The organism is Rhizobium sp. WYCCWR 11128 (genome assembly GCF_013416305.1).
GTDB classification, from domain to species: Bacteria; Pseudomonadota; Alphaproteobacteria; order Rhizobiales; family Rhizobiaceae; genus Rhizobium; species Rhizobium indicum.
The window spans coordinates 49311-76041 of record NZ_JACCEZ010000009.1; the positions used below are offsets into that span (position 1 = coordinate 49311).

General features: G+C 60.3%; 25 protein-coding genes and 4 pseudogenes. 8 read left to right on the forward strand and 21 right to left on the reverse strand.

The window, feature by feature from the left end:
- The first annotated feature begins 8 nt into the window (after positions 1-8).
- Positions 9-1322 carry a protein kinase gene (locus tag HX898_RS24330; protein ID WP_180195997.1) on the forward strand — a complete coding sequence of 438 codons (1314 nt, stop codon included), beginning with the start codon at positions 9-11 and terminating at the stop codon, positions 1320-1322.
- 74 nt (positions 1323-1396) lie between these two features.
- Positions 1397-2680: a metallophosphoesterase gene (locus HX898_RS24335; protein WP_180195998.1), complete on the forward strand. Its 1284-nt coding sequence runs from the start codon at positions 1397-1399 to the stop codon at positions 2678-2680.
- Positions 2681-3501: 821 nt separating this feature from the next.
- Here HX898_RS24335 and HX898_RS24340 read toward each other — a convergent pair.
- Positions 3502-3774: a hypothetical protein gene (locus HX898_RS24340; protein ID WP_180195999.1), complete on the reverse strand. Its 273-nt coding sequence runs from the start codon at positions 3772-3774 to the stop codon at positions 3502-3504.
- Positions 3775-3834: 60 nt separating this feature from the next.
- On the opposite strand from HX898_RS24340, the gene rpsU reads away from it, so the two are divergent.
- Together rpsU and HX898_RS33555 are read left to right on the forward strand one after the other, a co-directional pair.
- Positions 3835-4074: a 30S ribosomal protein S21 gene (rpsU, locus tag HX898_RS24345; RefSeq protein ID WP_003554884.1), complete on the forward strand. Its 240-nt coding sequence runs from the start codon at positions 3835-3837 to the stop codon at positions 4072-4074.
- Between the two features lie 262 nt (positions 4075-4336).
- Positions 4337-4750: a GNAT family protein gene (locus HX898_RS33555; protein ID WP_348649482.1), complete on the forward strand. Its 414-nt coding sequence runs from the start codon at positions 4337-4339 to the stop codon at positions 4748-4750.
- 388 nt (positions 4751-5138) lie between these two features.
- On the opposite strand, the gene HX898_RS24355 is transcribed toward HX898_RS33555, so the two are convergent.
- Positions 5139-5729, reverse strand: coding sequence for a hypothetical protein (locus HX898_RS24355; protein ID WP_180196001.1), 591 nt, complete (start codon positions 5727-5729; stop codon positions 5139-5141).
- Positions 5730-6006: 277 nt separating this feature from the next.
- On the opposite strand from HX898_RS24355, the gene HX898_RS24360 reads away from it, so the two are divergent.
- From HX898_RS24360 to HX898_RS33330, 3 genes and pseudogenes are all read left to right on the forward strand, one after another.
- The gene (locus HX898_RS24360) at positions 6007-6615 is read left to right on the forward strand and encodes a J domain-containing protein (RefSeq protein WP_138390815.1); all 609 of its coding nucleotides are present in this window, start codon (positions 6007-6009) and stop codon (positions 6613-6615) included.
- A gap of 189 nt (positions 6616-6804) precedes the next feature.
- Positions 6805-6873, forward strand: a pseudogene (locus HX898_RS33560) (hypothetical protein); the annotation flags it as partial.
- 50 nt (positions 6874-6923) lie between these two features.
- Positions 6924-7256, forward strand: a complete 333-nt coding sequence (locus HX898_RS33330; protein ID WP_246697982.1) for a hypothetical protein — start codon at positions 6924-6926, stop codon at positions 7254-7256.
- 173 nt (positions 7257-7429) lie between these two features.
- Here HX898_RS33330 and HX898_RS24370 read toward each other — a convergent pair.
- From HX898_RS24370 to HX898_RS24460, 19 genes and pseudogenes are all read right to left on the reverse strand, one after another.
- Positions 7430-7592 (reverse strand): annotated as a pseudogene (locus tag HX898_RS24370) (IS66 family transposase zinc-finger binding domain-containing protein); the annotation flags it as partial.
- A 57-nt stretch (positions 7593-7649) separates the two neighbouring features.
- Positions 7650-9944 carry a PBP1A family penicillin-binding protein gene (locus HX898_RS24375; protein ID WP_180196002.1) on the reverse strand — a complete coding sequence of 765 codons (2295 nt, stop codon included), beginning with the start codon at positions 9942-9944 and terminating at the stop codon, positions 7650-7652.
- A gap of 239 nt (positions 9945-10183) precedes the next feature.
- Positions 10184-11068, reverse strand: a complete 885-nt coding sequence (locus tag HX898_RS24380; protein WP_180196003.1) for a DUF1236 domain-containing protein — start codon at positions 11066-11068, stop codon at positions 10184-10186.
- Between the two features lie 100 nt (positions 11069-11168).
- Positions 11169-11564 carry a DUF1236 domain-containing protein gene (locus tag HX898_RS24385; protein ID WP_180196004.1) on the reverse strand — a complete coding sequence of 132 codons (396 nt, stop codon included), beginning with the start codon at positions 11562-11564 and terminating at the stop codon, positions 11169-11171.
- Between the two features lie 127 nt (positions 11565-11691).
- The gene (locus tag HX898_RS24390) at positions 11692-11964 is read right to left on the reverse strand and encodes a BON domain-containing protein (protein WP_180196005.1); all 273 of its coding nucleotides are present in this window, start codon (positions 11962-11964) and stop codon (positions 11692-11694) included.
- Between the two features lie 364 nt (positions 11965-12328).
- Positions 12329-12478, reverse strand: a pseudogene (locus HX898_RS24395) (LuxR C-terminal-related transcriptional regulator); the annotation flags it as partial.
- 67 nt (positions 12479-12545) lie between these two features.
- Positions 12546-12760 (reverse strand): annotated as a pseudogene (locus tag HX898_RS24400) (LysR substrate-binding domain-containing protein); the annotation flags it as partial.
- A 395-nt stretch (positions 12761-13155) separates the two neighbouring features.
- On the reverse strand, positions 13156-14517 hold the full coding sequence (locus tag HX898_RS24405; protein WP_180196006.1) for an amidase: 1362 nt from the start codon (positions 14515-14517) through the stop codon (positions 13156-13158).
- Positions 14518-14528: 11 nt separating this feature from the next.
- Entirely contained in the window at positions 14529-15749 is a 1221-nt protein-coding gene (locus HX898_RS24410; RefSeq protein WP_138390794.1) for an extracellular solute-binding protein, read from the reverse strand.
- Positions 15749-16819, reverse strand: a complete 1071-nt coding sequence (locus HX898_RS24415) for a GTP-binding protein (protein WP_138390793.1) — start codon at positions 16817-16819, stop codon at positions 15749-15751. The genes HX898_RS24410 and HX898_RS24415 overlap by 1 nt, the downstream gene beginning before the upstream one ends.
- Complete coding sequence (locus tag HX898_RS24420) at positions 16809-17144, reverse strand: hypothetical protein (RefSeq protein WP_138390792.1); 336 nt, start codon at positions 17142-17144, stop codon at positions 16809-16811. The genes HX898_RS24415 and HX898_RS24420 overlap by 11 nt, the downstream gene beginning before the upstream one ends.
- Before the next feature lie 56 nt (positions 17145-17200).
- Complete coding sequence (locus HX898_RS24425; protein ID WP_129420989.1) at positions 17201-18082, reverse strand: polysaccharide deacetylase; 882 nt, start codon at positions 18080-18082, stop codon at positions 17201-17203.
- Positions 18083-18123: 41 nt separating this feature from the next.
- On the reverse strand, positions 18124-19233 hold the full coding sequence (locus HX898_RS24430) for an ABC transporter ATP-binding protein (protein ID WP_138390791.1): 1110 nt from the start codon (positions 19231-19233) through the stop codon (positions 18124-18126).
- Positions 19234-19308: 75 nt separating this feature from the next.
- Positions 19309-20541, reverse strand: coding sequence for an extracellular solute-binding protein (locus HX898_RS24435; protein WP_138390790.1), 1233 nt, complete (start codon positions 20539-20541; stop codon positions 19309-19311).
- Between the two features lie 112 nt (positions 20542-20653).
- Entirely contained in the window at positions 20654-21421 is a 768-nt protein-coding gene (locus HX898_RS24440) for a glucose 1-dehydrogenase (RefSeq protein WP_138390789.1), read from the reverse strand.
- A 13-nt stretch (positions 21422-21434) separates the two neighbouring features.
- Positions 21435-22178 carry a glucose 1-dehydrogenase gene (locus HX898_RS24445; RefSeq protein WP_138390788.1) on the reverse strand — a complete coding sequence of 248 codons (744 nt, stop codon included), beginning with the start codon at positions 22176-22178 and terminating at the stop codon, positions 21435-21437.
- On the reverse strand, positions 22178-23023 hold the full coding sequence (locus HX898_RS24450) for an ABC transporter permease (RefSeq protein WP_138390787.1): 846 nt from the start codon (positions 23021-23023) through the stop codon (positions 22178-22180). Before HX898_RS24450 ends, HX898_RS24445 begins: the two co-directional genes overlap by 1 nt.
- 2 nt (positions 23024-23025) lie before the next feature.
- Positions 23026-23925 carry an ABC transporter permease gene (locus HX898_RS24455; protein WP_180196007.1) on the reverse strand — a complete coding sequence of 300 codons (900 nt, stop codon included), beginning with the start codon at positions 23923-23925 and terminating at the stop codon, positions 23026-23028.
- A gap of 59 nt (positions 23926-23984) precedes the next feature.
- On the reverse strand, positions 23985-25058 hold the full coding sequence (locus HX898_RS24460) for an ABC transporter ATP-binding protein (protein WP_138390785.1): 1074 nt from the start codon (positions 25056-25058) through the stop codon (positions 23985-23987).
- Positions 25059-25652: 594 nt separating this feature from the next.
- Here HX898_RS24460 and HX898_RS24465 point away from each other — a divergent pair.
- Positions 25653-26663 carry a GntR family transcriptional regulator gene (locus HX898_RS24465; protein ID WP_171598354.1) on the forward strand — a complete coding sequence of 337 codons (1011 nt, stop codon included), beginning with the start codon at positions 25653-25655 and terminating at the stop codon, positions 26661-26663.
- The last annotated feature ends 68 nt before the right edge of the window (positions 26664-26731 follow it).

The following is a 26731-nucleotide window of genomic DNA, read 5'->3' on the forward strand; positions in this document are numbered from 1 at the left end:
CGAAAGCCATGGCCAAGAAGCTGAAAATCGGCGACCGGATCCGGCAGTATCGCGTCACGAAAGTCTTCGGACCGGGAATGATGGCTATTTCCTATGGAGCTGAGAATTCCACCGGTGAGAAGGTTTTTCTCAAGCAATACAAGTCCCCTGCTCCGACGGTTGTCTGGTATGGGGCTTTCGTTGCTTATCAGAACGAGCTCGGAGCACGCGTCCGGAATGGCCGCGCTGCTCAATTTGCGGTGCGCCAGGTCGATGCATTCGAAGAGATCTGGGGCGGGCCTTGCTACTTTCAGGCATTCGAGTTCGTCGAGAATGGTGCCGACTTGCAGCAAATGCTCGATGAGGAGCGGGAGCAGCATCGTCGCACCAAGCTGGCCGCGACTCGTGATGCCACGGTTTGGGCACGTCACCTCACGTGGTCAAAGGTGTTCATGACCGGTATCGCGGCACTGCACGAATCCAAGGTCGTTCACGCAGATCTCAAGCCGGCGAACGCATATTTGATCACTGACCCGTCGATCAGCTCCGGCTACCAGCTTAAGCTGATCGATATGGACTTCTCCCTGTTGGCTGACCGCCGCGCGCCCTGGCACGGGCATCAGGGATATGTTGGCACTGACAACTATCGATCCCCCGAACATATGACGCGCGGCGCTATTCCGGGACTGGCTTCGGATATTTTTACCTGCGGGCTAATGCTTTACGAACTTCTCGCCGGCCATCATCCATACTGGACCGAGGACCAGGCTGATTATGCAAAGCTTGTGCAGAGCTATGCCGCCAAACCTCCGGCACTTGCCGGGTTGATGCCGGCACCGGCGAACAATGCCGAGGTCAGTGCCGTCCTCCACCGATGCCTGTGTCCAGATCCCGCTGCGAGACCGACGGCTGCGGAAGTTCGGGCAATTTTGAGTGGACGCGGCGCAGGCTCTGCCGTCTCCGAACAGAAAGCTGCTGCATCGACAACAGAAGGCATCGCTCCTCCAGCTTCCGCAGAGTTGATCATTTCCGAGAGGATCGAGCTGCTTGGTGCGGACGGACGTTCGCTCCAGATCGGGGTGATGACGGAACTTGGAAAACCCCTGTTGCGGCAGTTCGGGCCGGAAAGCGAGTTCTGGGATAATCGCCAATGTGTCCTGGAACGAAATCCCACACGGCAATGGGTGATATCTCCCGTGGATGGTGCGACCAACGAAACACTCGTGAACGGCCTGACCCTCACAGCTCCTCGTCCGCTCAGGCAAGGTGATCGAATTGCGGTCGGCCGCCAGGCCAAAGGCATCGCCAAGATGCCCCTTACGGTGCGGGCGCTCAACAAATGAACTCGGCCGGCGGACGTGAAGTGCCCGAGCCCGATCCTCCCTGCGAGCAGCCGGCGATAGCGGAGGCGCATCCGGTGATCACAGATGTGCCCAAGGATGAACTGGGGGCGCCGGGTCTTTCCAGGCCCGCCGCAGATGTTCCAGCTGTAGGCTCCGAACCTACACCTGCGGTTGCTGCGCCATTGGACGAAGAGCCTGCGTCCAGGACGGAAAGCCTACCGTCTGACCAGGCTCTTTCGAAGGTGACGGCCTTTGCTCCATTAGAAATCGTGGATGTGAATGACCTCGATTGGAAAGCTGTCCTCAACCGGGCCAGCCCGTCTTCCATCCGCTCCGAAATTCGGTCGACGGTTGAAAGTATGGAGGGTCTGCTTGACCGGGCCGACGGGCCAGGCATGTTGTTCGACAAATTCCGCGCCGATCCCACCGACAAAGTCATCAAGATTTCTGACTTCGATACCGAAATCCCGTTGTGGATCATCGGCGACTTGCACGGTGACCTTCTGGCGCTCGAGGCTGCACTTGGGGCAACGCGACAGCCGGACCTGCAGCCCGGAGAAGGCCCACCTCGGATCCTGTTTCTTGGCGATCTTTTCGATGACGAGGGTTTTGGCCTCGAAATCCTTCTCCGCGTATTTGAACTGATCGTAGACGCGCCCGACCGCGTGTGCGTCATCGCCGGCAATCACGACGAAGCACTGTCTTACGATGGCGTACGATTTGCCTCGAGCGTGACGCCAGCGGACTTTGCCGACTTCCTCAACTCTAACCTAACCCACGAATGGATCGAGCGGGCCGGTAAGCTTGCCGTGCGCCTGTTTACGAACGCTCCGCGCGCACTCTTCTTTCCCGACGGATTGCTTGCCGCCCACGGAGGCTTTCCGCTGGTTGACTTGCATCCCGCCCTCGCTGAATCGGGGGAATGGAACAACCCGATGTGCCTGTCTGATTTTGTATGGACAAGGGCCCATCCGAAAGCCCGCAGGAAGCTGCCAAACCGTTTCTCCCGCGGGAGCCAGTTCGGCTACGAGGACTTCTCTGCTTTTTGCTCTTTGAGTGCTGGTCTCGGACGGCCCGTCACACATATGGTACGCGGCCACGATCACGTGGACGAGAGGTATGCGAGCTTCCCCGCCTATCGGGCTAATCCACTGCTCACGACCGTCGCACTTTCGCGTCGGTTGAGCCGCGAGGCATTCGGCCCCTACGAGCGGGTTCCCACCATGGCGCGATATGTCGAAGGAGCCCTGCCGAGCGTGTATCGGTTGCACATTCCCGCGCAAATGATCCGTGCCTGTTATCCTCAGCCGGCCGCCGACAGCATCGACTATCACCCGAGCCAGGAGCCTCAACCATGACAGGCGTCATCCTGCGTTGTCCAAACTGCGGCACCTCCACTGCGACTTCCGGTGAGTGCGAGGCCTGCCACGAGGCACGAGTCCGCTTCTACTGTACGAACCATAACCCGGGGCATTGGTTAGATGCACCCGCATGTCCGCAATGTGGCGCAAAGTTTGGCGATCCGCTACGTCCGGCGACACCGTCGGTCCCCCCTCCCGTTCGCCCACGTCCGCCGGTCCCTTTTCGCAAAGCAGCGCCCCGCGCGGAACCACCACCGCTGGATGCAAGTCCCGGGCCATGGGGCCGGAAAGAGCGACGGAGGTCTGCCCACCCTGAGGGGGAGACCGACGGCGCCTCAGCGGGCGACATCCGCACGGCAAAAATGCTTGAGATGCTTCGAGCCCTCTCCCGCGCCGGTCGTATCACTCGAAGGTCAACCTATCCTGTTCCGGAAGCGCCACCTGCAAGGGCAGCAGCGGCGGGGTGCCTGATGCGCTTTATGCTCCTCGTGATGTTCCTGTTCATCATCTTGCCGCTGATATTTTCCCTGATAGGAGGCTCTCTACTTGGCGTACTCGACGGCTATTACTTCTAAGGATCGACGACCACGCCACGCTCCAAGCGGCTGAGGCCGGACGTCCGCGCCATCCGATCTATTTTTTGTACCTTATACGTGCCGCTCCACAAACTAGCATGCCGCAGCCGTGCGGATGGCTAACACGATCTCGCCAATCCTGCTCCAGGCCGCCAGGGGAGCAGGAGCTGAGCGTCATAGATGCGATACCAACGAAGGCTCGAATTCGCCCCGTGCCGGAAGCAACACTAACCATCGCCTCAGCTAATGCGGAAGGACACTTGCGACGAGTTTCTTGTTGCGCGTGTCCTGCATCTGGTGATCGGACGCCCGTTCAGCGCGCCGACGATTTTTGTGTTGCAGTCTGACCCTGACCTGCCTGACGACCTTGCCGAACAAGTCCAGCGGCATATCGACGTATTGGAGCTGCAGCGACGTTACGGACCATTCATTCGCGACGAAATATGCCAAATGCTTCAGCTCTCGCATGAGGCGCGCGCATCCGGAGGCGGCATTCGCGCCAATATCGTCTTCCAAGCCTTGATCATCAATGCACATGGATCTAATGAGCTGCGTCAGTGGTCCTAGGAGTTTAAAATGCAAGTTCTGGTACGTGACAACAACGTTGAGCAAGCGCTCCGTTTTTTGAAAAAGAAGTTGCAGCGCGAGGGCGTTTTCCGGGAGGCCCGACTTCGGGAGCGTTTTGAAAAGCCCTCCGAAAAACGTGCGCGTGAAAAGGCCGAGGGTATCAGGCGCGTCCGTAAACTCGCTCGCAAAAAGCTTGAGCGGGAAAGTGGTATTTCGGCTCCCAAGAAGGCGAGAGCTTCTGGTCGCTAGTAGTGATCGAATGACGCATGTTTCGTCTGTCGAGGAAAGGACTTTCTCGTGTCTGAGATGTTCCTTTCCTGCAGGCCGTGCCGGTAAGTACAGTGTCCAATGGGAAGTTGCTCACCGCGCCTTGATAAAGGTGTCAGGGGCGTCTTCGATCAGTTTCAGCTGGAGCGTGATGCGTGGGCCGGCTGGCTGAACTCCTCCGTTCCGGCTCAGTCGCTGATCCGCCCGCTGTCATGATGGTCGAACAGGTTAGCTGATCGGCGGGGTGGCGGCCCGACGTGGGCAGTGGCTCTTTGGCAATGCCGCGCCTGGTCGGGCTTCTGCGCTGCTGTACCGGTGGCGCCTCGGAGCGGAACGCGTCGGCTTCGCCGTGGTTCGTCTGGACGATGACGGCATGGGGAACGCGCAGCTTCACCGCATAGCGATGGCCCGGACGGGCTTGGGCCATGGATCAACATTCTTGCGTCAGATTTGCCACATGGTCTTCGCTCTCCACCATGTCGGACGGTTTTGGCTCGACCTGCTGCCCTCTAATGTGCATGCGAAAGATGTCTATAGAAGAATTGGCTTCATCCAGGAAGGCACAATGCGCCAGGCGCTTCGGTTGAAGGATGGAAGCCGTGAAGATTTGGTCCTGATGTCACTGCTACGCGAAGAGTGGAGTGAGTTCGACGGTTGAACCAGCGGAGCTTGCGACATTAGTGCCCTGGGCCTCACGAGCCAGATAAGCTCTGTCCAGCTCCGACAATATCGCTTGCAACAACATTGCCCGAAGCCCTGCCGCGCACGTACGCAGTACCTGACAAAATCCGTCCGTCAACAAGTTGACCATCTGTGAGCCTTTCAAGGTGGGTGAGCGTGCAAGCAGTTTGAGCCGTTCATACTCTCCGGCTAGTTTGATCGCGCCGGCGGCAATCGGGACGGCTCCCGCTCTCTACCGGATCAAGCCGGCCTCCACGAAACGTAGAAATGCCTGCGTATGCTGCAGGCAGTTGACATCTGTTGCCGGCGTCCGACCCAGCTGTTCCAGTTCGTGCAGAATGCGACCGAGGGTGAGGGTTCGGCGTTCATGATGATCGCGCCTCCACTGGGGTTCGATAGAGGATGACCCGACCGGTCGGTACGATCTGTGAGAGGAAATCAAAGTCGCGGACGTTGCCAGTCAGCACGCTCGCACCCAGCTGCCGTGCCTGCAAGAAAACCATGGCGTCATTGACGAAGCCGCGCTCATGTCCTTCCCCCTTTGGCAGGTTGCTCAAGCGAAAGAGCAGACCCGCCAACACGCCGGCATGTCCCCGGATGGCTGCACCTGGAGCGTGAAGTCGGTGTTCCGGAATGTCTTCGACCGTCGCCGCGATCGTTTCGAGCACCGCCTTTGTAGAGGCGTGCTTGGGGTCCAGTCGGCCGAAGGCATGGGTCAGCTCAGACAGGCAGACCGCCGAATGGTGGCATAGGCGATACGTAATCAGCCTATCGACCTCCACCGGCGAGCGCCCTTGAAGCACATCCAGATAGACGCTGGTATCCAGGAACAGAGGCCCTCCGATTGCCGGTTCGTCGGCAACCCAAGGAAGATCTTCGTCGGGCCTGCGCTCGAGCGACCCGACGTGCTTCTGGGGCTTTAGTGATCGGAGGGCTTCAGAGAGATCAAATCCCAAGATCGATATCCGTCGGGATGCGGCCCTTGCGGCCCACCAGACGCGGCAAATCATCATGGGAATGACGACGGGGAGATTGATGGATTCTCTGGGGCCGTCGGCTGGGCGGCGCAGATCCTCAAATGAAGGGCTCGACCGAAAACACAGCCATGGGTACTGAGCGCCGGTGACGAGCAAGGAGTAAAGATGCCGGAGCAGGAACCCCCTGTCCCGACTATCGGCGTGCCTATTGCACGGTTTGCTTGCCGGCTCGATGAAGACCGCCATATAACGCGCGATGACGTATGATTCGAAGATTTTCGTCGGCCTGAGGCCAACGAGCAAAAAATCAGCTCCGCTCCGCGAGCCTTACCAGTCGAAATGCCAGTGGGACGGTTGCGAAAGCGGCGGCGCCAATCGCGCGCCCGTTGGGCGAGATGCGGAGGGTTTGTACCTGTTGTTCTGCCCGCAACATGCGAGGGAATACAACAAGGGATATAATTTCGCGAGCAATCTGTCTGATCCGGTGACCGCCCGCTATCAGAGGGAAGCAGCAAACGGCAGCCGTAAGACGTGGGGGACCCGCCTTGATCAGGCGACAGAGATGCCGCTTCCTTCGACCGTTCGCTCCGGTACGGCAAAAGCCCTTAACGCACGCAAGATTGCTGCACGACATCAAGCTACGAAAGCTGATCTCCAGCGGCGTAAGCTCAAGGTATTGGAAGCAAAAGCCTTCGAAACGCTCGGTCTTTCGCAGGACGCGACGCCTGAGGAAATTAGACGACGCTACAAACTGATGCTCAAGATGCACCATCCGGACGCTAACCGAGGAGATCGAAACTCCGAAGATGAACTCCGGGCGGCAATCGACGCCCATAAGATCCTTAAGTTGAACGGGTTCTGCTAGATCTGAGACACGCTCTCTGCTGTCTATGATGAGTGTGAGCTGGAGGTTTTTGACAGATCGATGCAAAGCAACTCGGCAGCTGCCGTGCCGACGCTGCCGATCCCGCTGCTCGCCAAATTCCCGGTCATCGGCGAAGCGCTGTTCAACAGCCCCGTCATCACCTATCTCGCCATCATCCTGGTCGGGGTGATGGTCTATATCTACCGTTCCACCCATCTCGGATCGGCATTGCAGGCGGCCGGCGACAAGCCGGCGGCGCTGGATGCCGCCGGTGTCGACGTGGTGCGGACCCGCTCGGTCGCCGTGCTGTGCACGGCCTGTTCGCCGGCCTCGGCGGCGCTTTCATCGCCATTGTCGGCGCCGGCATCTTCGTGCCGTTCAAGACCCATGGTAACGGTTTCATCGGCATCGTGCTGGCCATGCTGGCCCGCGAGCGACCGGTCTGGGTTCTGTTCGGTGCGCGGCTGTTCGGCGCCTGCCTGTCGATGACCACGGCCCTGCAGGTGGCGGGTGTCGACATCCCCACCGACATCATCCAGATGACCCCGTTTGCCATGGTCATGCTGGTGCTGATCGTCGCCGGCCGCCGAGCCAATCTGCCGCTGGCGCTCGGCGCAAGCTACGTTCGCGGAGAGCGATGAGTCTCCCCGGCACTGTGCCGCTAGACGTGATGGCCGCGCGCGGCCATGGGTGATCTCAGCGGTTTCGGCAAAGGCACTGCGATATCGGCACGGTCTTTTGTGGGTTTCATCGCAACGCAGCTCATACTATTCCAGCCGGGCGAGCGCGCAGACTTGTGATGGGGATGGCGCTGCAACCCGGCCTGGATCAGTTGTTCAGGCGCTGGAGCCTGAACACCGCCGTCGGTATAGGCCCGCCAGGCATATTTTGAGGCGGCGGGTGACGATCACGCGGAACGGCGCCGGAACCACATCCAGCCGCTCAGGCACATCCTCGCCGATGCAATGCAAGCATCCGCCGCGAGCGCAGATCAGGCTTCCGGGCTCGCCCGGCTTGATCTAGCCGCACCCATATCATTTTTCGCAGAGCCGTCGTCCGCCGGAATATGGCTGATAGGTGCAGTCGGACGGCCGGAAGGAGCGGTAAGTGCGCGAGCAGGCGGCAATGTTACAGGATTGCGGTGCGCCTTGGCCATCGGTTGCTGCTTCTGTCGATCGCACCCCATTCAGCGTTGGTTCGGCCGTCGCCTGGCGGATGAAGTCACGCCAAATATGGGCTGGCAGGGCGCCGCCCGTCACCCCCTTCATCGGCGCGTCATCGTCATTGCCAACCCAGACACCGACGACGAGCGATTCCGTGAAACCGACGAACCAGGCATCACGATTGTTCTGGCTGGTACCCGTCTTGCCGGCTGCAAACGTGCCCGGGTCTGCTCCACGCCCCGTACCGCGCTCGACCACCAACTGCAGGAGCCCGAGGAGATCGGACTGGTAGGGAGAAAGATCGACACTTGGCTTTGATTGTGAGCCAACCCGAAACGTCTTCGTCTGCCCTGCCGCTTGAAAGTCGGCGATGCCCCAGGGTTTAACAGGTGCCCTGCCGAGTTGAACGGACGCATAGGCGCTGGTGAGGTTAAGCAGATTTACTTCGGATGTCCCGAGCGCCAAAGACGGCGTATTGGCAAGTGGCGCATCGATGCCGAGTTCGCGCGCTGCGGCGATCACATTGTCTAGGCCAACTTCTTCGGCTAGCGCCACTGAAGCGGCATTGAGCGATCGCGCGAACGCCTCGGCAAGCGTTACCCAACCACTATAGTTGCCACTGGAATTTTCTGGCGACCAACCGTCGACGTCAATTGGCGCATCCAGAACCCGGTCAGACAAAGTTAGCCCGGCCTTCAATGCTGCGTAATAGACGAACAGCTTAAATGTTGACCCCGGCTGGCGCATCGCAGTGACGGCGCGGTTGAACTGGCTTGCCTTGTAGTCGCGCCCGCCAACCATGGCCACGACCGCGCCGTCCGGCGTCATCGCCACCAACGCGGCCTGCGATGCTCCGACTGTCTTTCCTTCACCGTCCAGGGCTCTTTTCACGACTCTTTCGGCGATCTGCTGCAACTGCGGTACCAGCGTGGTGCGCACCGTCGTCGAACCTGGCGAGGAGCCGGCGATTTCGCTCGCTTGCGGCGAAATCCAGTCGGCAAACCAACTTCCCGAGCGCGGCGTCGGCGTCGTTGGATGTAGCTTGGCAAAGCTCCCCTTGGCCTCCGCCGCCTCTGGCGCGGTGATCTTGTCGTTCGTCGCCATTGCGTCGAGAACGACCATGGTGCGCTGCCGGGCGCCTTCGAAATTGTCGATGGGATTCCATTGGCTCGGTGCCCGCAGCAACCCCGCCAGCATAGCGGACTCCGGCAGGTTAAGGTCGCCGATATCCTTGTTGAAATAAATCCGCGCGGCGGCAGGCATGCCGGTAGCGCCCGCACCAAGATAGACACTATTGAGATAGCGCGTCAGGATTTCCCGCTTGCCGAGCTTCCACTCCAGCCAGACGGCAATGACCACCTCCTGTATCTTTCGTTTTATTGTTCGATCGCTGTCGAGGTACTGCAGCTTGATGAGTTGCTGGGTGATCGTGCTGCCACCCTCCACCACCGAACCAGCCTCCAAGTTCCGGAGAAGCGCCCTCCCTATCCCTCTGAGATCGACGCCGAAATGATCCATGAACCGCCTGTCCTCAATCGAAAGGACGGCATCGATTAGATGGGGCTGGAACTGGTCGTATCGCGCATGTGACTCTTGATAAGGCCCTTGCCTTACCAGCGGCGCGCCGTCAGCGGTTTCCAGCACCACGATGGGCTTTAACGTTCCCTCACGGATCTCGCCCCAGGGCACGTCTTTTAGCGCCCACACCAGAACGCTTCCTACGAGGAGGCAGACAAGAAAGGCCGATCCCATAGCGAATTTCCACCAGCCCGCCAGAAGCGACCGTCGAAGGCGACTTTCACGTGGCTCGACAAGCCGATTGCGAATACCACGTCCGGCTTTGGCGAGAGCAGTGGTCAGCCATTTGGTTGGAGCTGATGTGGCTCCCAACCGCATCGACCTCCTTAGCTTCGTTCTCAAAAACAAAGCCATCGTCTTGGTCTTCGCCAACGCAGAACTTGCCTGTAAATCTTGGCGCAGCGCATGCAACAGATTGCTCGCGGCCTGCCGAGTTTGGCCGAAGGATCCGTGGGCCTGCGGGTTGTCGGCTTGGGTGGTCCCCGTGGAATCCGTCGCGGCGATTTGGCTTGCCAAATCTGTTTTCTGGACGCGACCCGAGCTCGAGTCGCTGACGCTTTCACCTGAGGCTTCGGGAGGACTAGGCATCGGTTACCGCTAAAATGCAAACGCAGCATGACCTTTATAGCCGGGCGATGCGGTGTGTTCCACCGCAAAAGGCGCCCAAGGCAGAAGTCCTTGAGCGGATGTAAGATGGCGTGGAGATCGACTCGAAAAACGTCACCGCCGTTCAGGTCGGCGACAACAAGGACGAGCGACTGCAGCAGTGCACCGTCTGATTGCCATCTAGGATGCCGGCGGCGCAAGACGCCGCCGGGACATGCCTGTTAAACCTGGATGATGTAGACGATCGTTAGCGCATCGGGATCGACGATGACGATCCGGCCATCAGCAAGGATGAAGAAGCGGTAGCCTTCATACTGCGGAACGATCTTCACGATGCGTGGCGGCAGCGGTTCGAGACGAACCTTCTTCGGGATCGTCGTTCCGACGGAGACCGTGAAATTCACTTCCTTCACCGGCGCAACATGGACCTCCTTCACCACTGTGCGAATTTCGGTCTGCTGCTCGACGGAAATGTTGACGTTGGTCTTGGTGTTGGACGTCTGATTGTTCGTCGTGGTGTTGTTGTTGACGTTGGTTTGGGAAGAGCTTTTGTTCGTCGTCGAAGAGTTCTGATCGGTCGACTGTTTCGACGCATCGCCGCTTTGCGTGGTGGCGGCGTTGCCCGAGCCCTCTGCAGGCTTGGCATTTTGCGTGCTGCTCTTCGTGCCTGAGGTGGCCGAGCCGCTTGTATCGGTGCTGCCGGACTTGGCGGCGGGCTTCTGTTCGGTCGTGGTGGCGCCGCCGGCGTCTTGCGATCCGGACTTGGTTTCCGTCGAAGACTTGCCGGATGCACTTCCCTTTGTCGAAGAATTATCGTTCGAAGGCTGTTCGGCGCTCTTTTTCATGTCCGAACCCTGACCGGGTTTCTGCTGCGATGACTGGCCCTTGCCTTGCGGACAGGCTCCCGAAGCGTCTGGCGTGCAGTCGGTGCCGGTTCCGGTGGCGCTGGAGCCGGCCTTCGAGCCGGCGTCAGTGCCCGTCTGCGAACCGGGTTGGGCCTGGCCGCCGCTCTTGGTGTCCTGCTGGGCCGCCGCGGGCAGTGTTGCAAGCGGCGAGACGCTTAGTGACAGCGCTGCTACCAGCATGGTGAGATGGTTGCTTTTCATGATCAATCTCCGAGATTTCGGGCACGCGATGCCGCCACGCATTTTCATGCGTCGGATGCGTGCCCTGACTGTTGTAAAGGGCGGATGAAGCCGCCGATGGTCACTGAATGACCTGGATCACCTTCCGGGAGGAAGGTTCGACGATCACACGCTGATCGTTGACGATCGCGTATGCATATTTCGGGTCGTCGGGAATTGGTGTGACGACCACGGTCTCCGGCAGGGGCTGCCCGACGACGACCTTCTCCTTCACCACGACGCGCGTAGTCGGGGCAGGAGCCTGCTGGACATAGGTCACCACCTGCTGCGGCGGCGGATCGATAACGCTACCTGCCACGCCGCCGACGATGCCGCCGACAGCAGCACCGACCGGGCCGCCGACAATCGCACCCGTTGCAGCACCGCCTACTGCTCCTGTTACCGTCGAAGACTGCGCATAGGCAGAAGTCGATGCCAACAGGATGCTTGCGGCGATTCCTACTACTTTGATATTCATCTGTTTTCCTCCTTGGATGCGGATGGTTCCGCTGGGGAGCCAAACCGAAAGATCGAGGAAGTGTTCCAGACGTCGGACTTCAGGCCGGGGCCGGTCCGACCTTGGTCCTAGCGTAGGATCTGCCTGCCTACTGAGTGGGAATACGGCTGAGCATCCGGTCCTGGACGTTCTCCCAGCCAACGATCATCGCAGCAAGCGAGATAGCTTTGTCCCGGTCTGCGGCCTTGGTTATAAAGCCTTCGAGCAGGACGACAGGGCCGAGCATCCTGATCTCGATGGCACTGCTGTCGATATCCGGATCGGCGGAAAGGGCTGCTTCGATTGTGGCGATCGTGGATGCCGAACTATGGCCTTGCGAGCAGCGCTCTTCGTGATTGTAGTTATCGGGGCCGAACTTCATATTCTCCTCCTGTCCCGCCCCTCCACGGACCTTCACATTACCTCGCATAACATATGAGCAGCGTGTCCTGACGCCGCCAGCCGGACTTAAGTCCGGCTTTCCCTCGGCACGATCCGGCTTAGATTCTCCTGATCCTTGTTGAAAGGACGTCAGGGAGGTTCCAGCAACGTTGCCGACTCCAGTCAGAACCTCCCTGATGACGCTTCAATTTATCGACCAGTGTCGAGCATCCGAGCTCCGCAACGGATGCGGAATGCTTCGCATACGGTTAGAGGCGATGGATAGGAATGCAGGCGGCCGGTAATAGGGGAGTGCGCGAAAGCGAGGACTTCGCTCCTCTAATGCTTGTGACAAGCGGCAAAGGCTAGGAGCCCTGGCGCCATCTGATTGCCGCTTCCGTCCGATTGCTGGCGCCAAGCTTGGACAGTATTTCGGTCATGTGATGCTTGATCGTTTTCTCCTGCAGGTTCAGCCGCCGCCCGATATGCTTGTTGGAAAGTCCTTCGGCTACCAGCCCCCATACTGGGGTGTCCGCTTCCCTTCCTTTCCTGTGCGGTCCGTCCTTTCCAGAACTTGCCCCGGTTGGTACGGGCGACGGCCAACAGATATCGCTCATGGGCGATCGAGGAGAGCGCAAGGAGCCGATGTCTTCCACCGGCCTGATGAAGCCGAGATTGATCTGGCCGCTTTCCAGGCCGCGGATGATTTCGCCGGTATTGCCGTGTGCGGTATGGATGCGGATATCTGGGTACTTTCGGGCGATCTTTGCCAGAAACGCTGGCAGCACACCGGTGGTCGTCGATCCTGATCTGCCTTATGCGGCAAAAAGCCGGAAACCGGGATCGACAGCCCCCGGCGCGCCGGTCCGCTCCTTGAACCAGCGATCGCCGCAGTGCCGCTTTGGGGCCAGATGTGAACGCCTTGTAGGATTCGAACTGGCGATCCGGTCATTCACGTGCAGCGCTACGCCCCAAATACGTCCGAGACGACATCGCCTCTTATACCCGAAGGCACTTAGCAGCCCAGCGAAGACCACAGAAACTAGAGGGTGCTCGTCCGCTATGGCGATCTTTCTGAGGTGGCAACCGCTTACACGCAAGCGCGGAGCATCACGCTAGAAGGTAGTCCTCGCGAAGTCAGTCGAGACCGAGTGCTTCAGCAATCAGCAAGAATAGCACAGTCAGATTGGAGCTATCGTATGGCATCTTCTGTGGCCAGCGCGACCGAAAGCAAATGCTCGTCGCCATTCGGCAAGCCGGAAAGCAGCAGACCGACAGGCATGCCGGCATCGCCCACGCCACAGGGGATCGAGACACTGCAGCCGTCGAGGAAGTTGCCGATCAGCGTGTTGCGCAACGTCTTGGCATTGGTTTTCACGAAAAGCTCGTCGTTGATCAAAAGCGGTGCGGTCAGGGGCGCGACATGCGGCAAGGTCGGCGACACGACCAGTTCGCCCGGTCCGATGCTTGACGCAAATTCCGCCATCAGATGCTCACGGGTGGCCAATGTCTCGATATAGCCTGTCGTAGTGATCTTCTCGCCCAGCCGCGTGCGAGCAACCACGCGAGGGTCCATTCCCTCGGCCTCCGGTCCAGCCAAACGCTCCCGGTGCAGCACGAAGGCTTCCGCCGTCACCAGCGGGCCGTATTTCGCCATCAGCTCAAAGATTGCGGCATAGGCCGGAAACGCCTGCCGCCGAATTTTTGCCCCGGACTTTTCCAGCAGCTTCAAGGCCGCCTCGAAGGCCGACACCACGCCCGCTTCCGCATCATCGAAAACGATGGTTTCGGGAACGACGAGCGAAAGACCCTCGACCGAGCTACGGCGAACATCGGGTGCGCCGAGGCCGCGCATCGCCGCATCGATCCACACCGCATCCTGCACGGTATGGCAGAGCGGCCCGAGCGAATCGAGGCTTTTCGACAGCGGGAAAACACCTCGCATGGAATAGCGGCCGCGGGTTGCCTTGTAGCCGACGATGCCGTTGAAGGCTGCCGGGATGCGAACCGATCCGCCCGTGTCCGTCCCGATCGAAACCGGGACCAGTCCGGATGCCACCGCAACGCCGGAGCCGGACGAAGAACCGCCGGGCAACCGTGCACCATCGGTCGAGGCCGGGTTCTGCGGCGTTCCGTAGTGAGGATTTATGCCGAGCCCTGAAAAGGCAAACTCGCTCATATTGACACGGCCGATGCTGACCATGCCGGCCCCGGCAAGCGCCGTAACGACATCGGCGTCCCGAGTTGCGGGTACCGATGTCTTGAGCACGGTGGAGCCGGCCGTTGTTGCAAGCCCCTCGATATCGAAAAGATCCTTCCAGGCAACCGGAATGCCGTCGAGCAGGCCAAGCGAACGACCATCCCTGATGCGCTTGGACGAAGCTGCGGCTTCAGCCCTCGCCCGCTGTTCCAGCAGGTTGACGAAGATCGACTGGTCCTTGCAGCTGTTAATGGCGACAAATGTTTCCTCAGCGAGCGCCACCGGATCAAGCGCGCCGTTCTGGATCAGCACGGAAAGCTGGGCGACTGTTTTTCCACCGTGAGACGGCATCATGCATTCCCCTTCTACCGCCCGACAAGCTGCATCCACCGGCGGACGAGATAATTGTGTTCATCCATCGTCGTGTTCCAAACGGCGATGCAGTTTGCCCTTTGCCAGTATGACCCGCCGGCCCTTATGCTGCCCTTGCGAATTCGCACCGATCCATCCGGGCCGGGAAGATCGGTGGCGGCGGGGAGCCCCCCGTACCAGTAATCCCACTCTGCCGGCATCATGAACTGCCGGGAACGTTGCGGCGTCGAGATGTAATAACCCTGACGCGCGACGACGGCACCGGGCCAGCCTGATATCCACCAGTTCAGATATTCGTAGGCGACATCGAGCATCCGGCCACTCAGATCTTTTGACAGGCACAGACCGCCATGCCAGGCTCGGTAGCCCTCGACGGGGACCGCCTGCTCGACGGGAATGCCCTGCCCATTCAGAATGTTAATCCCCGTCGACCACATGCTCTGTACATCGGTTTCACCATCGACCATCAACCGAGCGGCATCCTCTGCCGTTCGCCAGAACTCCCGGAAGAAACCGTCCTTCTTGCGTGCTTCCAGTAGATCGATCAGCCGGTCGATTTCGGCCACCGTCATATTGCCGATATTGTTGAACGACATCAGTCCTGCCGCCTGCGCGGCCAGCGCAGCATCGAAAATGCCGATGGCCGGCTCATCGACCAAGGAGACGCGGCCCGCCCATTTCTCGTTCAGCAGCGACGCCCAGGAATTCATCTCGACGGTATGCTTCACCACGTCAGTACGGTAGGCGAAACTGTCGAAATTGTGCGTCGTCGGCAACATCGAAATGCGCGGCGATGGCGTATCGCCAAGCGCGAGGTTCGGCTGTACGAACAGCTTCTTGGCCGGTACATCGCCCTGTCCCAGCCGCGCGTTAGGCCCGATATGCCCGGTCTTGGTGAGATCGTTGATCTCGGACCACAGCTTGATCCGGCTGGTATCGATCGGCTGCACGGCGCGCCAGTACCAGACGATATCCAGATTGTGGAAACACTGGTCGTAAATGTCGTAGCTTCCAGGCTCCTGCGCCGCCTTGTGCTGCGTCGTCAGGAAGTCGTTGTTATCGAAGGTGACGTCGATGCCGAGATCCTGCTCGGCCTGCAGACGTAGTTCCTCCAGCAGGGAGATTGCCGTGCCGAGCACGCGCAGCTTCGGCCGGCCCTGAAGATGAAGCGCAGGCGTGGCAGGTGGTTGCGGGTTTGGATGATGCTTGTTCATCAAGAGGTCTGGACGTCCTGTCGTGCTGACGGTGCTCCCCCCGCCAGGGAGGGCTCCGGTCCTGCGAGGGTGAAGGCCTCGAAGGACCGTTTCAGCAGACTGGCATCGAGTCCGTCAACAATAAAGACGATATGCGAGCGGCGATCGTCCGAGGGCCAGGCAGCCATATGCGTGGGCGGGTGAACAAGATGCTGCACGCCATGGATGGCCACGGGCCGGGCCTCGCCCTCAAGATTGAGGATGCCCTTCACCCGCAACACCCGTTCGCCGTGCCGGTGGAGTAACATGGTCAGCCAGACGCCGAACGCAGTCCAGTCTATGGCCCCCTCGACGCTCATGACGAAGGAGGTGACGGCCGCCTGATGGGTGCCGCCGTCGGCCGTCTCCAGCATGGCCGGTGTTTCGCAATAAAAGCCGCTCGGCGATTGAGCGATGCTGCCACGTGTGGCAACAGCCTCGTCAAACAGCCCCGCGACATCCAGCTCCTTATCCGCCGTTGATAGCAGAGCGGCATCGGGGTTGATCCGCCGCAGCCGCTCCCGAAGAAGGTCCAGACCGTCTTCATCGGCAATGTCCGTCTTCGTCAACACCAGCCGGTCGGCGATCGCCGCTTGCCGGTTGGATTCGATATAGGTATCGAGCTGGCGCATGCCGTTCACGGCATCGACCGTCGCGATGACGTTGCCCAGCCGGAAGTGATGCCGCAACACCGGGTCGGCCTTCAACGTCGACAGCACGGGAAAGGGATCGGCAAGGCCGGTGCTTTCGATCACCACGCGCTTGAAATTCGGAATGAGCCCACGCTCGCGCCTGGAATGCAGGTCGCGCAGCGCATCGGCCAGTTCACCGCGAACGGTGCAGCAGAGGCATCCCGATTGCAGCAACACCATCGTCTCGTCGATCCGCTCAAGCAGATAATGATCGAGGCCGACTTCGCCGAACTCGTTGATGAGCACGGCCGTCTCTGCCAGCGCCGGGTCGGTCAGCAGCCGCTTCAGCAGCGTCGTCTTGCCCGAGCCGAGAAAGCCGGTGAGCAGGTTGACAGGAGTAAAGGCCGGGCTATTCGCCATCGCGCGCCGCCTCCATCCGCCCGATGATATCGATATTCAGGGGATCGCAGATCCGGCCTGAAAGCCGCTCGGCAGCCGGCCAGAGATGGCCGAGATCTTCGATGATCTCGCTTTTGCCGGTACGCGTCGACAACACAAAGGACGCCCCCTGCCAGTCCGACAGCGTCATGCCGAAACCCGCCAGCACCCGGTTTGCCACCCGCACCCGGTTGGCACGCTCGCGCCGCCGGTCGATCCGCTCGACATTGCGCGTGAAAACGCCGGGCCGCGCCACCGCATCGGCCCAGTGTTCATTTCCTCCGAGAACCCCGCACAGCGAGCACATAGTATTTCCTTGAATATGTGAAAGGAGCCGACATCGCCCGCTCCTCGTCTTGCCGTTTACTTCTTGCGCGGAAAGCGCTTGGCGAAATCGTCGGCGATCTCGTTCATGGTAACGAACTTGACGCCCGGATGCTTGCTCATATGCGCAAAAAGCCGCTCCAGCATCATCAGCACCTGCGGACGGCCGGCGACATCCGGATGGATGGTGATCGGGAAGACGGCATAATCCATTTCGCGATAGACCCAGTCGAACTGGTCGCGCCACATCTGCTCGATATCGTGCGGATTGACGAAACCGTGGCTGTTCGGTGCCTTCTTGATGAACATCATCGGCGGCAAGTCGTCGAGATACCAGGAAGCGGGAATTTCGATCAGGTCGGTTTCCTGGCCGCGCTTCAGCGGGACCATCCAGTCGGACGGCTTCTTCGAATAGTCGATCTTGGTCCAGCTGTCGCCGACACGCACGTAGTAGGGCGTGAAGTCGTTGTGCATCAGCGAGTGGTCGTACTTGATGCCGCGCTCAAGAAGCAATTCATTGGTGACGTTGGAAAACTCCCACCACGGCGCGACATAGCCGGTCGGCCGCTTGCCGGAAAGCTTGGTGACGAGATCGATGCACTTGTCGAGAATTTCGGTTTCCTGCTCGCGGGTCATCGCGATCGGGTTTTCATGGGTATAGCCATGAATGCCGATCTCGTGGCCGGCATCAGCCACCGCCTGCATCTGCTCCGGAAAGGTCTCGATCGAGTGACCGGGGATGAACCAGGTCGTCTTGATACCGAAACGCTCGAACAGCTTCAGCAGGCGTGGGCTGCCCACCTCGCCGGCAAAAAGCCCGCGCGAAATATCGTCCGGCGAATCCTCGCCGCCATACGATCCGAGCCAGCCTGCAACGGCATCAACGTCAACGCCGAAGCTGCAAAAGATTTCCTTCGCCATGGGTTATGTCTCCTTGTGGTTTCTTGTCAGAAAGTGTCGTTTCAGTGGACCGGAATGACGGTGGCTTCCGCCGGGTTCCAGGATAGAAGAACGCCGGAGCCGACCGGAAAGGCCTCGGGCTGATATTTGTCGATGTGCGCCTCGAGCGCGACGGAGCGCCCGTCCGGCAGACTGGCCGTCAGGTGCGAGACGTGGCCGACCACGTCGAACCGCTCGATCCGCGCATCGACGACATTGCCGCCGATCTTGCCGACAAGACGCTCGCGCAACTGTGCATCGGCCGCATGTACTTCGATCGCCTCGGCGGGAATGACCAGATTGACCTTGGTCTTGCCGGGCACTGTGCCATTGGCGCGCCCCGACAGCATGCCGACAGGCGTGGACACGGCGGTGTTTTCCCCGTCGGCGCCCTGCACCTCGCCCTGAAAGATTGTGTTGCGGCCGATGAACTGAGCCACGAACGGCGTGTTCGGCCTTGTATAGAGCTGATGCGGCGGGCTGATCTGCTCGATGCGGCCCTGATTCATGACGACGATGCGGTCGGACAGCGCCAGTGCTTCCGACTGCGCGTGAGTGACGAAGATGAAGGTGATGCCCAGTGTCTTCTGTAGCAATTTCAATTCGTTCTGGATCGCCTTGCGCAGATTGGCGTCGAGCGCGCCGAGCGGCTCATCGAGCAACAGTATATCCGGCTCCACGACGAGGCCGCGTGCAAGCGCGATGCGCTGGCGCTGGCCACCCGACAACTTGTCCGGCTTGCGATCGGCGATATCCTCCAGGCCGAGTGTCGCAAGGATGCGATCGACCTTGGCATCACGCTCCGCCCTTGCCAGGCCCTTGACCTCCAGACCGTAGCCGACATTGCGGCGCACGGTCATGTGCGGAAACAACGCATAACTCTGGAAGATCATCGAGGTCGGCCGCCCCTGCGGCGACACGTCGTTCATCCGCACGCCCTTGATCATCATGTCGCCGGAGGAAATCCCCTCGAAGCCGGCGATCATACGTAGCGTCGTCGTCTTGCCGCAGCCGGACGGTCCGAGAAACGCGATAAACTCGCCCTTGGTGACCGAAAGGTTGAAGTCGATGACGGCCGGTGTGCCGTTGTCGTAGACCTTGCCAACATTTCTGAGTTCGAGGTCGTAGATCATGGGTGTCGCTCCGGACGGTCTGGGATACGTCTGATTGTGTACCCTCCCCTTGAGAGGGGGAGGGTAGAAAGAAGCTTATGCGCTCAGGAACTCATCCCACTTCTGGATGAGGTGGTCGTATTCATCCGGCCACTGGTGCCAATAGGCGACATTGGCCGCGCGCTCCTCAAGCGAACCACCGTCCCGAAGATCGCCTTCCTTGATGCCGCGCTCTTCCGCGCCGACCCAGGGCTTGCCCTCATACCAGAAGGCATATTTCTCCGGTGCCATGACATCCTTGATGTTCGTCGATGGCGAATAGTAGCCCTGCTCGGAAACCGCGATGCCGGGCTCCCCGGAAAGCCAGTAGTCGGCGTAGGCGATAACGGCTTCCTTGTTGGTCGTACCGGCGATCATCGTTGGGCCGATCGCCCAGCCGCGATAACCTTCCTTCGGCACCGCGTACTTGCAGGGCTTGCCCTGCGCCTTGACGGCCATGACCGCCGGCTGCCAGGCGTCGCAGACGACCATTTCGCCCGATGCCATCAAGTTGACGAGCTCGCCGAAATCACCCCACAGCGCGCGGAACTGACCTTCCTTCTTCTTCGAAATCAGGAACGCAGCCGCCTCGTCGATTTCAGCCGCCGTGGCATTGCCGGGATTTTTTACGTTGGAAAGGCCGAGGGTGTTCATCGCCATGATGGCTTGGCCGAAAGCGATCAGCGGGTCGGTGTTGAGGCCGGACTTGCCCTTCCACTTCGGATCGAAGATCGCCGCCCAGGTGTTGGCTTCCTCGGCGCTGACGACGTCGGGATTGTAGCCGATCGAATCGTAGTTATAGACGGCAGGCACCATGTTGAGCGTGGTCTGCGCCTCGTCGGCCCAGATCTGGCCGGTGATCTGCGATTTCACGTCCCACTTGTCGCTCGGCTTGGTGAACACCTCGCGAATGTTCGCCCAGTTCTTCAACGATGCGGCCGGGATCACTTCGACATTGTCGGTCATGACGATCGACGGCAGACGCTCGGCGATGATTTCCCAGCAATCATAGTCCTTCGAACCGGACAGGATCTTGGTCTGCGCATCCGGGAAGGTCGCTGCCGTTCCAGAGGTGCCGCCGACGCCGGACGCCTTCTTGAATTCTTCAAGAATGCGTTCCTGAACCGTGACCGAAAGGCCGATAGTGCGCAGCTGCTGGCCGGCAAGGTCGGCCGCCTGCGCATAGGCTGCGCGCGACGACAGCAGATGCGTGCCGCCGCCCATGGCAAGCGCCATGACGCCTGCGGACCGCTTCAGAAGGGAGCGGCGATTGATTTCCATGTTGGACATGTCTCTTCTCCAGTTGATTGTTATTCCCCGGAACCCCGTTTGATCGCGGCCCCTTCCTCAGTCTCCGCAGGCCGCTGGCGGCGATAACAGCCACCGCTCAAGCCTCAACGGTTCAGTAGCGCCCCACGAGGAGGCCTCCATCCACGACCAGCACCTGGCCGGTCATGTATCTCGCGTCGTTCGACGCCAGAAATGCGATGACGTCCGCGATATCGTCAGGCGTGCCGAGCCGCCCCATCGGGATGAATTCGGCAGCCTTTTCAGCCCCAGCCGGACCCAGAGAATTTTCTTCGGACAGAAGCTGCGCCGTTCGGATGTATCCGGGCGCGATGCCGTTGACCCGCACGCCGTCTCGCGCCAATTCCACGGCCAGACCGCGCACGAGGCCGATGACGCCGGACTTGGCCGCCGAATAATGCACATGCTCGTCCCAGCCATAGGCGATGCCCATGATCGAGGAAAGCGCGACGATGCTGCCGGATTTGCGCGAACGCATGCCGGGAGCCGCCGCCCGCGCCAGCCGGAAAATGCCCTTGAGATCGATGTCGAAGGTCAGGTCCCACTTTTCGTCGGTGAGATTTGCCAGCGGCGTGCGGTGTGCGATTCCCGCATTGGCGACGACCACATCGATACCGCCGTGGCGGGTTTCTATGTCTGCCACCAGCGCCTCGGTGGCCTCGGTCGATCGCACGTCGTAAAGCTGGAATTCCGCCGATCCGCCAGCCGACAGAATGGCCTGCGCTGTCTCCATTCCCTGCTTTTCCAGAATGTCGGTGACGATGACGTGGTCGCCACGCGCGGCAAGCGCCTTGGCCGTCGCCTGCCCGATGCCGATCCCGGCGCCGGTGACGATGGCAATACGTTTCGATGGTCCAGTCATGGTTTTGTCCCTCTCACAGCATCACATCGCCGGAATTCGGCCCGAGCGTCTGGCCGACGAACAGGCTCGCTGCCGACGATGCGAGGAAGGCGACCGTTTCGGCCACCTCCTCAGGCTCGCCGAAACGCCCAAGCGGCAGTTGGGCCTTCTTGGCGGTGCGCCAGTCGTCGGACAGCGCCATCACCAGCGGCGTGTTGATCGGCCCCGGCGCCACGGCGTTCACCCGCACGCCGCGCTTGGAAACCTCGCGGGCCAGCGCCTTGGTCATGCCGATGATGGCCGCCTTGGCGCTGGAATAATGCACAAGCTCGACGCCGCCGATCTGGCCGAGTTGCGAGGCGACATTGACGACGCCCCCCTCGCCGCGGTCCAGCATCGCCGGTAGCACCGCCTTGGTCATCAGGAAGGTGCCGCGCACATGCACGGCGAACATCCGGTCGAAATCCTTGACCTCGAGATTTTCGAACAGCGCCTGATGGGCGATGCCGGCATTGTTGACGAGGAGATGCGTCTCGCCATGCGCCGTCACCGCAGCGGCGTGGATGGCAGCCACGTCGTCTTCGGATGACACGTCCCCGGCAATGGCGGCAGCCGTTCCGCCTGCCGCCTGAATTTCACCGGCGACCGCATCGGCCCGGACCAGCGACAGATCGTTGACCATCACCGCGTAGCCCTCGGCTGCCAGCTTGTGGGCGATGGCCCGGCCGATACCGGAGCCGGCACCCGTGACGATCGCGGAGCGCTTTTGCGTCACCATCACGCCTCCTCCTGGATTGCCGTCTGCTTGGCGCGGCGCACGGACAGCGTCATCAGCACGGCGTAGGTGCCCAGCAGCGCAAAGGAGAACAGTGTGGTCAGCACCCCGAAGGCGAAGACATTCGGATGCACTTCCACCGAGAAAGTGCCGTAGATGGCCAGCGGCAACGTCAGGTCACGGCCCGAGGCAAACAGCGTGCGCGAGAACTCGTCGTAAGACAGCGTGAAGGCGAACAGCATGGCCGACAGCACGCCCGGAAAGATCAGCGGAAAGGTGATCTTGCGGAAGGTCCGCGCCGGCGAGACCCCGAGCGACCAGGCCGCCTCTTCGACGCTGGGATCGAAGCGGTTGAAAATGGCCAGCATAACCAGAAAGGCGAAGGGGAAAGTATAGACGACGTGCAGCACGAAGGCCGTGCCCCACCAATGGCGGTCGATGCCGAGCGAGTTGGCAACCAGCGCCATGCCGAGGCCGACGAGCACGCCGGGCACCATCATGCCGAGCACGATCAGATAGAACACAAAGCCCGAGCCCTTGAACTTGCGACGGAACGCCTGCGCCGCCGAAACACCGAGAACCGTCGAGACGATCATCGTCATCACCGCCAGCCCCATCGACCGGACGAGCGCCTGCTCGATCGGCAACGGTGCGATGCGCGAGGGCGGCGTCAGACCGAAGAGATGCTTGTACCAGTAGGTCGACCATTCGATGATTGGAAACTGCGGTCCGCCTTCCGGCCCTGTCTGGAACGACAGGATCGCCAGAACCACGAGCGGCCCGTACAGGAAGACGAGGAAGAGCGCGGTATAGGTGCCGAGACCGAATTTGATGCCGGTTGCGTTCATGATCAGAGCTCCTTCCTGAGATCGACGATCCTGAGCAAGGCAGCGACCACGGCGCCCATGAGGATCGTCAGCACCACGCCTGCCACCGCCGCGAAGGCCCATTTGAGCGACCCGACCTGGGTAACGATGATGTTGCCGAGCAGGTTGACCTTGCGGCCCGAAAGTGCGGCCGAGGTGGCGAATTCGCCAAGAACCATAACCGAGACGAAGATGCCGCCGACGACCACGCCCGGCATGGACAGCGGCAGGATGATGGTGCGGAAGATGCGGCCGAAGCTGGCTCCCAGATCCTGTGCAGCCTCGATCACCGAAGGATCGATACGGCCGAGCATGAAAGCGATCGGACCGACCATGAAGACGCAGTAGATCTGCGTCATGCCGATGATGACCGACAGTTCGGAAAATAGCAGGATCTCGATCGGCTGCTGGACGACACCGATCTTCATCAGGATCAGGTTGATCGCACCTTCCTTGCCGAGCATCGGCCGCCAAGCCAAGACGCGGATAAGGAACGAGGTCCAGAAGGGAATGACGCAGAGGACCAGAAGAACGGTCTGGATCGTCTTGTTCCTGACGAACAGACCGACGAAAAGGGCGGCCGGATAGCCGACCAGCACCGTCGAGAATAGCACGATCAGCCAGATGCGCACCGTCGTCCAGAGCGCACCCAGATAGGTCTCGCTGCTGAAGAAGGTGATCCAGCTCCTCAGCGTCAGGGTCGGTTCGATCTTGAAGGTCGTCTGCGTCCAGAACGAGACATAGACCATCATCAGGATCGGCAGCACCAGAAACAGCACCATCCAGATCACGCCGGGCGCCAGCAGCCAGAACGCGGGGCCGGAGAACTTCCGTTTGCTGGTCGTTTCGACCTGCGCTTCATCGCCAACCGCGACCATCGTCATCTCTCATTCTCCAGAATAGGCAAGGGCGTTTGCGACCGGACTTTTCAGGCAGGGCGTTTTCAGGCAAAGACAAGAGCGTCCTCCCGCTTCCAGACCAGCGCGTAGCGGCCTTTCTCGACATAGGTTTGCGGTGCGGAGCGGCTGAGGTGCGATTCCACCTCGAACACTCGGCCGTCATCGAGCGCGAAGAAAGAATTGATTGCCGCCCCGGAATATTCGCTGGCGACGAAAATGCCCTCCAGACGAACCTCTCCCTGAAGGATCGGCGCATTCTGCTCGCGGATATCGACCCGGTCGTAGCGGATCGCATAGGCAGGCTGCGATGCCGGCTGGCGAAAGCCCCCCAGCGCAAATCGTCCGGTCGGACTGACGAAAACATCACCTGCAACACTGCCGGAAAACAGATTGTAGCAATTGAGAAAGCGCGCGACGGCAGACGATGCCGGGCGGTTGTAGAGGAGATCGGAGTGAGCGGACTGGGCGATGTGCCCACGGTCGAGCACCAGCACCGTATCGCCCATGGCGAGCGCCTCGCTTTCGCTACCGGTGACATGCAGGAAGGTGACGCCGCAGCGCTCGCGGATAGCACGCAGTTCGGTGCGCATCCGGGAGCGCAGATTGGCGTCGAGCGCGCCGAGCGGCTCGTCGAGCAGAACCATCTTCGGCTCGGTCACCAGCGTGCGGGCCAGAGCGACGCGCTGGCGCTGGCCACCGGAAATCTGCGTCACGGCCCGGTCTTCAAGGCCCGTCAGTCCGACCAGCGAAATGATGTCGCGCACCCTGGCCTTGACGCTGGCGGCATCGGTGACCGGGTTAAGCTCGCGGTTGACAAGGCCGAAGGCGATGTTTTCCGAGACCGAAAGATGCGGAAACAGGGCGAAATTCTGGAAGACGAAACCGATACCGCGATTGTGCGGCGCGATGCCGTCAATCCGCTTGCCGCCGAACAGGATCGCGCCCTGTTCCGGCTCCTCGAAACCGGCAATCACCCGCAGAAGCGTGGTCTTGCCGGACCCGCTCGGGCCGAGAAGCGAGATATAGGCATCATCGGGCAAGGCCAGTTCGACCCTGTCCAACGCCTTGAGGTCGCCGTAGGATTTCGAGACGTTCATGAGTTGAAGAGCTGCCGACATCGCTATCCTGCCAGTTTCAAAGGCAAGGAACATTCTTCCGGCAAAGCTTCGCCCATACCCGAACCGCTGATAGGTCCCGGCAGGCAAGCAAAAGCCGTTCGCGCAAACATCACACGCGCGTCAAGAGATGTTCCTTGGCGTTTTTAAGAAAGTTCCACCTGTTACGCTTCTTGCGAGCGCCTGCATTGCAAAAACTATGACATGAATGATTTTTGTATTCAATAGGCTTTTTACAAAATCAAGACATGTCGGCTCGGCGCACCCGAAGACACAGGGGCACCCTTCGAAAGCCAGCACAGCTTTTTCGTGCCGCAGACGATCTACGCAAGTCCAAACACACTTTGCACCTCATAAGAGAACTATTCCCAACAAAACTGGCAATAAACCGGAGCAGCTGATCAAGCAGCAGAATGCGGGTGCCTTATCAGGTCGACCTCAGCCCGAGGTCGCTACCCATTCATTCACTCTCTCGACAAAATGAATTTTATCGTGACATTGTATTCAATAATCATTTTATTTTTGCCCTGTCCTTACTCCCTGCAAATGCGTAAAACTGAATTTAGGACATCGGCCAGAGGGAAAGCGCCGGATTTCATGACCGAAGATCGAACCAGATCGACCGCACAGAAGCGATACGAAATCGCCGAGGATATTCTGCGCAGTAACATTATCGACGGTGTTCTGCCGGAGGGTCTGGTGCTGCTCGAAGGTCCCATTGCGGACATCCTGCAAATTTCCCGCGCGCCCGTTCAACGTGCGCTGCAAACTCTTGAAACCGAGGGGCTTCTGCATCGCTTCAGCGGCCGGGGCTATCTCGTCGGAGCGCCGAATCGAGGCATCGAGCCCAACCGCACTGATATCAAGGCGCTTGGACTGCACATTACGAGCCATGCCGACGAGGCACTCCAGAGCCGATCGTCCTGGGAGCGCATCTACAATACCGTCGAGGCGGATGTGGCCGGATGCGTCGTGTTCGGCCAGTACCGCATCGTCGAGATCGAGCTTGCAAACCATTTCAACGTCAGCCGCACCGTCGTGCGCGACGTGCTGACCCGGCTGCGCGAGCGCGGGCTCGTGCGCAAGAACCAAAGTTCGCATTGGATCGCCGGCCCGCTGACGGCCCAGATCGTCAAGGATCACTTCGTTCTGCGGCGCATGCTGGAGCCACAGGCTATCGTTGTCGGTGCAGGGCATATCGACCACGCCGTCCTGACCGATCTGTTTACCCGCCTCTCCACGCTGGAGCAGCAACAGCCGAAAGATTATCTCGGTGCGGTCGAGGCCATCCAGTCCAGCTTCATCGAAACCTGCGTTCTGGCGACTCCGAACGAACGGCTGAAGGATCTGATCCGCAACAATCTTCTGCCGGTGACGGCGACCGAGCGCCTGCTTCGCCGCCTTGGCCTTCCCGGCGATCCGGCGATCATCACCGAGCTTCGGCTGATCGCCGAGCTGCTGATGCGTGGCGCGGCGACGGCCGCTGCCGCTATGATGGAGAGCCACCTCGATGCCTCCGTCAACCGCACGATCGCCCAGATGAAGATCGTTGCGATCATTCCAGGCCCGAGCGTCACGGCCGATTATCTGACGCGGGTGATGGAATAGCGGCTGCGCCGACTTGCCTTTCCCGCTGCCACAGTCGCCATGTCGCAAAGCCCGCATCGGATCGCCCC